Genomic DNA, 9,874 nt, shown 5'->3' on the forward strand with positions numbered 1-9,874 from the left:
ACCTTAGAAAAGACAACCAAAACATTTTTATCCGAATCGCTTTCGATAGCCACACTTTTTACATAGCTCTTCGACCGCGATTCGCTTAGAGAAGCCTTCAACAATAGCGGTACTCCGTTGACTTGTGATAATATCTTTAAAAGACATCTCATCAACGTTACCTAAATTTATCACGCCTTCTCCGTCTAAACAACAAGGGATCACTGTACCATCTGTTAAAATACCTACTTGATTACGTAATCCATGGCAAAAACCGACACCATCATCCTCTGGTTCATCTAAAGAAGGCCAAGTGAACTGATAGTCTTGATTCAAATAGATACCTTCGCTTAATTTAATCCCTTTTGTTGGTGATATACGATCAATAAGCGGCTCTTCAATATGGAATGCTTCTTCTAAACGTTGAAGGATTTTAATGTTTTGTGCTTGAAGTTCAGATGTTTCTTCATGCTTTTGCAAATTCCACAAACGAAAAGATACAAACGTTTCTTGTGTCTGCTTTAATTCCTTTACAAAAGCTAATATATCCTCTAAATAACGATCGCCATCAATTTTAAATGGTTGTCCTTCGAAACTATGCAACGAAAAATTGATTTGTCTAAGTGCTGGTTGATTCAATAGTTGGGACTTCTTCTTACTTATAAGTGTCCCATTAGTGGTAATGTTGACCTTAAAACCATTCATATGACTAATACTTAAAAGTTCTGCTAATTTGGGGTGAAGGAGTGGTTCACCTTTAACATGAAAATTTAAATAATCAGTATATGGTTTGATTTCTTTAAGCCGTTCCTTAAATTGATTGATTGATATAAAAGCTTTTGGTCTTAAGGTTTCAGGGCAGAACGTACAGGCTAAATTGCATACACTCGTTATTTCTAAATAGAACTTTTTAAACCTCTTCATATTCAGTCATCCTCATTTATCATTTTAACTAAAAACTATCTTTCTGCTCTCATCTGACAACTCTATTCTTAATGAAAAGCTTGAGTACAATTATACACCACCTTCATACTTAAGTGATGGTCTGTTTTTTTGTTGTATAGCCTATCATTGCGTGACGTCTTCTAGTAAAATATACAGTATCAAGTTAAAAGGGGGACTGTCGCTTAATGTAGCGACGAAAAAAACAATGACATATAAAATGATTGTACTCGATTTAGATGACACGCTATTAAGAGATGACCATACGATTTCACCTATCACAAAAGAGACACTGTTTAAGGCACAAGACCAAGGTGTCAAAGTGGTCCTGGCTTCTGGACGTCCTACTTATGCGATGCGTGACTTAGGAGACGAATTACATTTAAGTGACTATGGTAGTTATTTACTTTCCTTTAATGGTGGGCGCATAACGAATTGTAAAACAAATGAAGATATCTTCTCAAGTACACTGACCTTTGAGGATGTTGCTTTTTTATATGAGTTAAGTATAAGAGAAAATGTCTACATTCATACGTACGTTGGAGATAACATCATTACTGAAAAGAATAATGACTACACAACGATTGAGGCTGATATTACTGGACTACCTATAACAAAAGTGGAAGACTTTATTGCGAGCGTTACTGAGCGTCCGGTTAAAATATTGATGGTAGAAGATCCAGAAGTATTAAAACCGCTAGAAAAAAAGTTGCAAAAAGAGCTTTCTGAACGGTTCAGTGTGCTGCGTTCTAAGCCTTATTTCTTAGAATTCACTGAAAAAGGCGTAACAAAAGGAACAAGCTTGGATCATCTTATAAAACAACTTGGTATTAAGCGTGAAGAAGTTATCGCCATTGGTGATAGTTATAACGACCAATCCATGATTGAATTTGCTGGCCTTGGTGTCGCCATGGGTAATGCACCTGATGATATAAAAGCGATCAGTGATTATGTAACAAAAACAAATATGCAAGATGGCGTAGCTCACGTTGTCCAAAAATTTATTTTTGGTGAATCTTAATCAATAGGGAAGCTCATATTAATTAAAATATTTATGCGTTAAGTTTCAAACATACAAAAAAGCGTTCCACTCAATGCCTCTTTTTAGAGTTGTTTTTGAGTGGAACGTTTTTTATAATTTTGGTCCCTCTGATAGTTTTAGTAAAGGTGGTACAACAGTCATAACAATAAAGGCAGCCACGATCGCCTCGCCAACACCGTTAGATAAAAATACGGTGAGCACCGCCACGATCACGCCTCTAAGAGAGTCTACCTCAGCGACTTGACTGTATGCATCATAAAAAACGACAGCAATCGCACCCATTACTAAAAACGTATGGATAACCGTTGTTACAAGACCTGTTAAAAAGAGACTGGTTTTTTGTTTTATTTTGTTTCGGGTAATGAGTTGATTAAAACCTTTCATGAAAAAGTAAGGCAGAATACCAATCACCACTCTTGGTACAATCGCAACAATCAGTGCCATAAAACTTCCTCTATCAGTTCCCAAAACTGGAATTGCTGGAGAAAACGCAAAAGAAAGTAACGTTGGTGCAAGTGTGTTATTTATGACACTCGTTGTCCCAAAGGCAAGTCCTAAAAATGCCCCTATTTTCGGCCCTAAAATAATTGAGCCAATAATGACTGGAATGTGAATCAGTGTTGCTTTAATAATTCCCAAATGAATGAAACCGATTGGTGTAAACGCAAAAAGAAGAATAATAGATAGAAAAATAGCTGTTAACGTAAATTGTTTTATGTTCATTTTTATCACCTCGCAAAAAATACGACGTCTACTCTACTTTGACACTTGACATGTCTTAAGACATCCTTTATTCATTTTAATCGAAATTTGAAATTAATCAACACTTTATTGGTTACAACAATTTCAAAAAGTCCCTTAAGATGCTGTACCCATGCAGTTAGAGTGAAAATTCTAACCATATGTATGTTTTCTTGAAAAATAGCTCACATTAACATCAGAAAGGAGGGACTCAGATGAGCAACTTGACAACTTTAGAAGTAGAACATTTACGCCATTTAATTGGAGGACACGGGCTAATTACAACAAAGCTAAAAGCGTATGCAGAAAATTGTCGTGATCCAGAACTACAAGCCCTTTTAGAAAGTGATGCAGCTGCAGCAAGTCAAGCCCAACAAAAATTAATGACTTTTTTAGGATAGGGGGATAAAAATCATTATGCAGGACAAAGACATCGTTAATGACTATTTAACTGGGATCAATGCTAGTTTAACTGGTTATGCTACCGTGATTACTGAGACACATGATCCTGAGTTAAGACAAACCATTATTCAACTAAGAAATCAAGATGAAGTAAGACAACGTCAGCTTTATGATTACGCCTTAAAACATCAGTATTATACCCCGGCTGCTTCGGCACCAGAAGACATCATACAGATGACTAAAAGCACCTTAACAACTCAAAGTTAGTAGTACTACCCATCACACCAGATGGAGTGGTTTTTAAATAGCAAACATCCTTACCAGTGCCAAGGTAAGAGTTAAACTCACGTTATAGTGAGTTTAACTTTACTTTCGCCTGTTGATCGCCTTTAACAGCTGCTTTTCTATACCAATATTTCGCTTTTTTTATGTTGACTTGCGTACCAATGCCGTTCTCATAACAATGACCCAAATTGTACTCACCATAAGAATCACCGCGGTCAGCTGCTACTTGGTACCAAGTGAGTGCTTCTGTGCTATTACCCGTTTCAATGGCTTCATGGCCTAATCGATTAGCCGCAAAGTCGTCACCATAATGAGCAGATTCAATAAACCATTGCCTAGATTTTACTGTATCTATTTTTGTCCCAACACCGTTTTCATACATATAGCCTAAAGTATACATTGCTTCAGGGACACCCTTGGCCGCAGCTTGTTTGAAAAACTGCAACGCTTTTACTTCGTCTTTATCCACATGTTCCCCTCGCAAATACATATCTGCATAATTATTTAATGCATCACCGTGCCCTTTTTCAGCTGCTTTCTTGTAATAATTATAGGCCTTTTCTAGATCATGTATCACAGTCTTTCCTACAAAATAGTCATTCCCTAACCAATACATAGCATCTGCATCACCTAAATTAGCTGCTGAGATAAACCAATCAAAAGCCCATGAATCACGGCCTATAGACTTATAAAAATGACCGAGTTTCACTTGAGCGCTGGCATTGCTCTCAATCGCTTGTTGATACCTTAAGATGGCTTCAGTCCCCTCTTCTTTACTAATATAGCGGATGCTTTCATGTTCTGAATCATTTATAATTCCGGCTAAAATGGTGGTTAAATCACGGGTAATAATATCTCTATATGCATCATTAACCACCTCGACTTTGACAAGTTGTTGATACAATATATAAACATCCTCTGACAAATGCTTCGCTGATTCCTCACATAAACTTAAAATGGTATGAATATCACGTGCAAATTGTGTACTTAAAGGCAGATTACCCCACAATTTTGCAACATCGACTAAACCTCTATCTAATAATACTTGTTTTAATTCCAATAAATATCCCCCCATAACTTTGATTATTAAACGCCTCTCATAATTATCTTAAATTATATAAGAGCTTGTTAAGCGAATATGAACGAAATAGAACGACTTACGAATCATTCCAGCGCTTTAGCGCTTTGATATTAATGTTTTAAGAGGCTGAAACTTTTATTATTAGTCATGATGTGCTGGTGAAAGAATAGTTTTATAACTGTCCTTTGTCGAGTAATGCTAAATGTATTTTGGCTTGATTGCTTATTTTTAGCTTCTCTTCAGAAGACATCTTATCTAGTAACGTATACATCATTCTCATGCGTGGATTTATTGAAAGTACTTCTTCATGCGTCATTAAGAAATGCCAGTAAAGAGCATTATATGGACAAGCGCACTCACCGACTCTTTGCTTCACATCATAATGACACCCTTTACAGTAGTTACTCATTTTGTTAATATATTGTCCCGACGAAATATATGGTTTTGTTGACATACAACCACCATCAGCATAAAGCGCCATTCCTAAAACATTCGGCAATACAACCCAATCATGGGCATCTGTATACATTGTGTTAAACCAATTTGATACATCTTGAGGATTAACTTGCGCTAAGTTAGCAAAGTTACCTAGGACCATCAAACGTTGAATATGATGACTATAGCCATAAGTTACTACTTCAGTTACTGTTTGATGGAGACAATTCATCTTTGTCTTCCCGTCCCAATATAGTTGAGGTAGTTTACGTTCATGATGAAAGAAATTAACATCTTTATATTCGGGCATTGCTCGCAAATAGATGCCACGAACATACTCACGCCAGCCTAATATTTGACGAATAAATCCCTCTGTCGCCGCAATTGACGCCCAACCATTATGAAAAGCTTCTTCTGCTTGATGAATGACTTCAAGTGGCGTTAGTAACCCAATATTCAATGCACTAGAAATGAGTGAATGGGACATGTAAGGTTCACCTTCAAGCATCGCGTCTTGATAATCACCAAACGTAGCTAAACGCATTTGTATAAAGTGACTTAAAGCTTCACTCGCTTCTTGTCTAGTTACGGGTAAATTAAACTGATCTGTTGTCCCTGGATTTTCAGAAAACGCCTTATTAACATAGTCAATGACCTCTTTTGTCTGTTCATCAGGAGAGAAAAATAGTGGTTCTACAAAACTTAAGCCTTGCTTTGGCGGTTTACGATTTTCACTATCATAACTCCATTTCCCACCGATTGGTTTTTCATTCTCCATTAAAATCAAAAACTGTTTTCTGAGTTTGCGGTATACAGAATCCAACTTCCAAGTCTTATTTGCAGGTAAGAGCGTCGTCCAATCATGTGCTTTGACGAGAAAAAATGGTTCCTCGAGGAAGGAAACTGTTAGTCCTTCTGTTTTTTGCTTATTCCTCCATTTTAATAACAACTGACGCATCATCCAATCTGTTGGTAAATGAAGCATTACCTCACTTGGCTGATACTCCTGTTTATGTTGATCCCAGCCTTCTTGAAATGACTCTACTTGCCGATAGTCCACTCTATATCCTTGATGTCTTAGTTCCTCACAAAAATGACGCATAGCCGAAAAGATGAGCACCAATTTATTTTTATGATAGTTCTTCCAAAGAGCCCGAGATTTCGCTTCTATTAATAGAATCACATCCTCTTCACGATCAATCTTTGAAAAACCCTCACTATTTATTGAGAGTTGATTACCAAACACCCACAGTGTCTTCATCTTCTCCCCCCCTATCTAATGCCTTTTCATAATCTTTTCTTTGCCGTTGAGCTGACGCTGATAAATCAACCATCGGTTGCGGATAATCTAAACCGAGACTTACATTATACTCTAATAACTCAAGTGCTGTGAGTTTATGAATGTCATAGACATACTGAGAAGGCACTTCCTTTAATGCCGGTAGCCATTTCTTCGCGTATTTAGCTTCTCGATCATAATCTTTTCCTTGTTTTGCTACGTTAAAGACACGAAAACCACGTGAATCATTTCCCACTCCCGCACTATAGCACCAATTACCGTAATTACTCGAAACATCATAATCAATTAAGCACGACTCAAACCATTCCGCGCCAAAACGCCAATCACACCCAAGGTTTTTAGTTAAGAAACTTGCCACATTTTGGCGCCCTCTATTTGACATATAGCCTGTTGTCTTCAACTCCAGCATATTTGCATCAATGAGAGGATAACCCGTTTGACCATTAATCCAAGCATCAATCATCTCTTTATTCGTTGACCAGGGGATTGATATATTGTATAAGCCGCCCTTATTAAATAGTTTATTTTTAAACTTAAAATGAACAAGCCAAAAGAAATCACGCCATAATAACTCAAAATACAACCAATATGTTGACGAGTTTTTAACATGCGTTTTTTCATACTCTTTTAATTGCCAATAAATAAACCGGGGTGATAAACAACCATGGGCTAAATAAGGAGATAACTTTGAAGAGTCATCGATTTCAAGCATTCCATTTCTTGTCTCTTTATAAAGACTAATAAGATTTGTGTCAAAGAAATAATGCTTTAAACGTTTTTTACCTTCACTTGCCCCACCCAGATACACCCTGTCCGATTGTATCTGAGTATCATTAAACACATTGTCAGATGGAATAATGCCATCATTTATTATTGGCACTGACTTTACATCCCTTGGTGTTGGAAACATGGGACGGACACTTGCTTTATTTTCAATCATCTTTCGAAAGTTAGTAAACACATCTGGCAAGGCATCAATCTCAAACGGCAAGTCTTCAATGTGGTATAAATTATGGCCATAGTATGAATAGAATGCCGTTGAAAGAAAACGGCTTTTGAGGTTGACTTCCACTGCTTTCTCTTCGCTTCCAATCTCCTCATGATAATACAACTTCTCTATATCAATGGAGCAAGATAATTCAAATATGACCTCTTCTGGTTTACCAATTTTCACAATTAATGATAGTCCAATCTTCGCCATATTCTCGCGTAAATTTTTAATGCTTTCTATTAAAAACCGTTCTCTATGTGGTCCCGTTTTTGGAAAGCCAAAATGAGTCGTTTGAAAAGAACGCGGATCAAAACAGTAAACACCAACAACAGGTAACCCAGATTGAGAAGCTCGTAACAACGGCTCATGATCATGTACGCGTAAATCATTGCGAAACCAAACAACTGCTGCTTTCATTCGTTTCATCCTCCCTAGTATACTTATACATATTATACATACATCGCTGAAGGACTGTATAGCTTATCGTCAATTAAGGACTTTTTCATTAATTAAATAAAGAAAAGGACTTAGTTATGTTAATGTAACAACATAACTAAGTCCTTGGATTAAATAAAAAGCTTAGCCATAAAGGCTAAACTGTTGGAATTGATACCGGTGGTCGGGGTCGAACCGACACTCTCGTGAAAGAACGGGATTTTGAGTCCCGCGCGTCTGCCAATTCCGCCACACCGGCATAAAATGGAGGCGGTAACCGGATTTGAACCGGTGATGAAGGTTTTGCAGACCTCTGCCTTACCACTTGGCTATACCGCCATTACACTTATAAAAAAATGGAGCGAAAGACGGGATTCGAACCCGCGACCCCCACCTTGGCAAGGTGGTGTTCTACCACTGAACTACTTTCGCGAAGTGCGGGTGGAGGGACTTGAACCCCCACGTCGTAAGACACTAGATCCTAAGTCTAGCGTGTCTGCCAATTCCACCACCCCGGCATGGATTTTGGAATTTGGAAATGGAGCGAAAGACGGGATTCGAACCCGCGACCCCCACCTTGGCAAGGTGGTGTTCTACCACTGAACTACTTTCGCAAGAATGGCTGGGCTAGCTGGATTCGAACCAACGCATGACGGAACCAAAAACCGTTGCCTTACCGCTTGGCTATAGCCCAACAATATATAATTAAATCACTAAATAAAAAAAATGGGGCGACCGGTGGGGATCGAACCCACGAATGTCGGAACCACAATCCGATGTGTTAACCACTTCACCACGACCGCCACAATTTTAAAAAAAGCAGGGGTAGTAGGAGTTGAACCCACACCGGAGGTTTTGGAGACCTCTGTTCTACCATTAAACTATACCCCTATATTATTAAATCATTTATGTTTAAAAATAAAAATGGTGGAGGGAGTAGGACTCGAACCTACGAACCCGATGGGAGCGGATTTACAGTCCGCCGCGTTTGGCCAACTTCGCTATCCCTCCAAATAAATGGTGGCTCGGGACGGAATCGAACCGCCGACACACGGAGCTTCAATCCGTTGCTCTACCAACTGAGCTACCGAGCCATTTATGGGCACTTAATGAAATTAAGTGGCGGTCCGGACGGGACTCGAACCCGCGACCTCCTGCGTGACAGGCAGGCATTCTAACCAACTGAACTACCGGACCATATTAAATTGTTTGGTTGCGGGAAGAGGATTTGAACCTCTGACCTTCGGGTTATGAGCCCGACGAGCTACCAGACTGCTCCATCCCGCGACGATATAAATTTTAGAAATGGTGGAGGATGCAGGGCTCGAACCTGCGACCCCCTGCTTGTAAGGCAGGTGCTCTCCCAGCTGAGCTAATCCTCCAACATTATAATGGTGACCCGTACGGGATTCGAACCCGTGTTACCGCCGTGAAAGGGCGGTGTCTTAACCGCTTGACCAACGGGCCATAAATAAACGTTATCTGGCGGAGAGCGAGGGATTTGAACCCTCGAGACGGTTTAACACCGCCTACACGATTTCCAATCGTGCTCCTTCGGCCACTCGGACAGCTCTCCATTTTGGCTCCACAGGTAGGATTCGAACCTACGACCGATCGGTTAACAGCCGATTGCTCTACCACTGAGCTACTGTGGAATGGATAGTATGCTTAGCGACGTCCTACTCTTGCGGGGCTTAAGCCCAACTACCATCGGCGCTGAAGAGCTTAACTGCTGTGTTCGGCATGGGAACAGGTGTGACCTCTTCGCTATTGTCACTAAATCTTTTTGCTTTATCCAAGTGATACGTTTTACAAGGACAAGTAATATTATATTCATTTCTGAGTATAAAATCAAGTGTTTTTTTATAAAAAAATTGACTTTTTTATAATATTTTTCTTGCGAAAAATTATACCCTGAAAACTAGATAAGAAGTAAACAATCATCAAACAAAAATTTAGTTAAGTCCTCGATCGATTAGTATTCGTCAGCTACACATGTCACCATGCTTCCACCTCGAACCTATCTACCTCATCGTCTCTGAGGGATCTTACTCTTTACAGATGGGAAGTCTCATCTTGAGGGGGGCTTCATGCTTAGATGCTTTCAGCACTTATCCCTTCCACACGTAGCTACCCAGCTATGCTCCTGGCGGAACAACTGGTGCACCAGCGGTATGTCCATCCCGGTCCTCTCGTACTAAGGACAGCTCCTCTCAAACTTCCAACGCCCACGACGGATAG

The 9,874-nt window shown here is 39.3% G+C and carries 8 protein-coding genes, 16 tRNA genes and 2 rRNA genes; 3 read left to right on the plus strand and 23 right to left on the minus strand.

Annotated elements, in window-relative coordinates; all coding sequences use genetic code 11:
* Positions 1–27: 27 nt before the first annotated feature.
* Positions 28–903: a radical SAM/SPASM domain-containing protein gene (locus BM163_RS05280; protein WP_089800965.1), complete on the minus strand. Its 876-nt coding sequence runs from the start codon at positions 901–903 to the stop codon at positions 28–30.
* Positions 904–1,129: 226 nt separating this feature from the next.
* Here BM163_RS05280 and BM163_RS05285 point away from each other — a divergent pair, with 226 nt between their 5' ends.
* Positions 1,130–1,942: a Cof-type HAD-IIB family hydrolase gene (locus BM163_RS05285; protein WP_089800967.1), complete on the plus strand. Its 813-nt coding sequence runs from the start codon at positions 1,130–1,132 to the stop codon at positions 1,940–1,942.
* A 111-nt stretch (positions 1,943–2,053) separates the two neighbouring features.
* Here the strand turns inward: BM163_RS05285 and BM163_RS05290 are convergent, their stop codons facing one another.
* Positions 2,054–2,686, minus strand: a complete 633-nt coding sequence (locus BM163_RS05290; protein ID WP_089800969.1) for an ECF transporter S component — start codon at positions 2,684–2,686, stop codon at positions 2,054–2,056.
* A 233-nt stretch (positions 2,687–2,919) separates the two neighbouring features.
* Here BM163_RS05290 and BM163_RS05295 point away from each other — a divergent pair, with 233 nt between their 5' ends.
* Together BM163_RS05295 and BM163_RS05300 are read left to right on the plus strand one after the other, a co-directional pair.
* On the plus strand, positions 2,920–3,105 hold the full coding sequence (locus tag BM163_RS05295) for a hypothetical protein (protein ID WP_089800971.1): 186 nt from the start codon (positions 2,920–2,922) through the stop codon (positions 3,103–3,105).
* A 16-nt stretch (positions 3,106–3,121) separates the two neighbouring features.
* Positions 3,122–3,373, plus strand: a complete 252-nt coding sequence (locus BM163_RS05300; RefSeq protein ID WP_089800973.1) for a spore coat protein — start codon at positions 3,122–3,124, stop codon at positions 3,371–3,373.
* An 82-nt stretch (positions 3,374–3,455) separates the two neighbouring features.
* On the opposite strand, the gene BM163_RS05305 is transcribed toward BM163_RS05300, so the two are convergent.
* From BM163_RS05305 to BM163_RS05405, 21 genes are all read right to left on the minus strand, one after another.
* Entirely contained in the window at positions 3,456–4,451 is a 996-nt protein-coding gene (locus tag BM163_RS05305) for a tetratricopeptide repeat protein (protein WP_229675510.1), read from the minus strand.
* A gap of 193 nt (positions 4,452–4,644) precedes the next feature.
* Positions 4,645–6,168 carry a cryptochrome/photolyase family protein gene (locus tag BM163_RS05310; protein WP_089800977.1) on the minus strand — a complete coding sequence of 508 codons (1,524 nt, stop codon included), beginning with the start codon at positions 6,166–6,168 and terminating at the stop codon, positions 4,645–4,647.
* The gene (locus BM163_RS05315) at positions 6,143–7,615 is read right to left on the minus strand and encodes a DASH family cryptochrome (protein WP_174787619.1); all 1,473 of its coding nucleotides are present in this window, start codon (positions 7,613–7,615) and stop codon (positions 6,143–6,145) included. The genes BM163_RS05310 and BM163_RS05315 overlap by 26 nt, the downstream gene beginning before the upstream one ends.
* 193 nt (positions 7,616–7,808) lie before the next feature.
* A tRNA-Leu gene (locus BM163_RS05320) sits at positions 7,809–7,892 on the minus strand.
* A 6-nt stretch (positions 7,893–7,898) separates the two neighbouring features.
* A tRNA-Cys gene (locus tag BM163_RS05325) sits at positions 7,899–7,972 on the minus strand.
* A gap of 18 nt (positions 7,973–7,990) precedes the next feature.
* Positions 7,991–8,065 (minus strand) — tRNA-Gly (locus tag BM163_RS05330).
* Positions 8,066–8,069: 4 nt separating this feature from the next.
* Positions 8,070–8,151 (minus strand) — tRNA-Leu (locus tag BM163_RS05335).
* Positions 8,152–8,172: 21 nt separating this feature from the next.
* A tRNA-Gly gene (locus BM163_RS05340) sits at positions 8,173–8,247 on the minus strand.
* Between the two features lie 5 nt (positions 8,248–8,252).
* Positions 8,253–8,327 (minus strand) — tRNA-Gln (locus tag BM163_RS05345).
* A 33-nt stretch (positions 8,328–8,360) separates the two neighbouring features.
* Positions 8,361–8,436 (minus strand) — tRNA-His (locus BM163_RS05350).
* A gap of 17 nt (positions 8,437–8,453) precedes the next feature.
* A tRNA-Trp gene (locus tag BM163_RS05355) sits at positions 8,454–8,524 on the minus strand.
* Between the two features lie 34 nt (positions 8,525–8,558).
* Positions 8,559–8,644, minus strand: a tRNA-Tyr gene (locus BM163_RS05360).
* 7 nt (positions 8,645–8,651) lie between these two features.
* A tRNA-Phe gene (locus BM163_RS05365) sits at positions 8,652–8,727 on the minus strand.
* Between the two features lie 26 nt (positions 8,728–8,753).
* A tRNA-Asp gene (locus BM163_RS05370) sits at positions 8,754–8,830 on the minus strand.
* 13 nt (positions 8,831–8,843) lie between these two features.
* A tRNA-Met gene (locus BM163_RS05375) sits at positions 8,844–8,920 on the minus strand.
* A gap of 19 nt (positions 8,921–8,939) precedes the next feature.
* Positions 8,940–9,015 (minus strand) — tRNA-Val (locus BM163_RS05380).
* A 10-nt stretch (positions 9,016–9,025) separates the two neighbouring features.
* A tRNA-Glu gene (locus BM163_RS05385) sits at positions 9,026–9,100 on the minus strand.
* 16 nt (positions 9,101–9,116) lie between these two features.
* Positions 9,117–9,209: transfer RNA gene (locus BM163_RS05390), tRNA-Ser, on the minus strand.
* A gap of 4 nt (positions 9,210–9,213) precedes the next feature.
* Positions 9,214–9,288: transfer RNA gene (locus tag BM163_RS05395), tRNA-Asn, on the minus strand.
* Between the two features lie 11 nt (positions 9,289–9,299).
* A 5S ribosomal RNA gene (gene rrf, locus BM163_RS05400) occupies positions 9,300–9,414 on the minus strand.
* A gap of 174 nt (positions 9,415–9,588) precedes the next feature.
* A 23S ribosomal RNA gene (locus BM163_RS05405) occupies positions 9,589–9,874 on the minus strand; the annotation flags it as partial.

The organism is Halolactibacillus alkaliphilus (assembly GCF_900115465.1).
Lineage (GTDB): Bacteria > Bacillota > Bacilli > Bacillales > Amphibacillaceae > Halolactibacillus > Halolactibacillus alkaliphilus.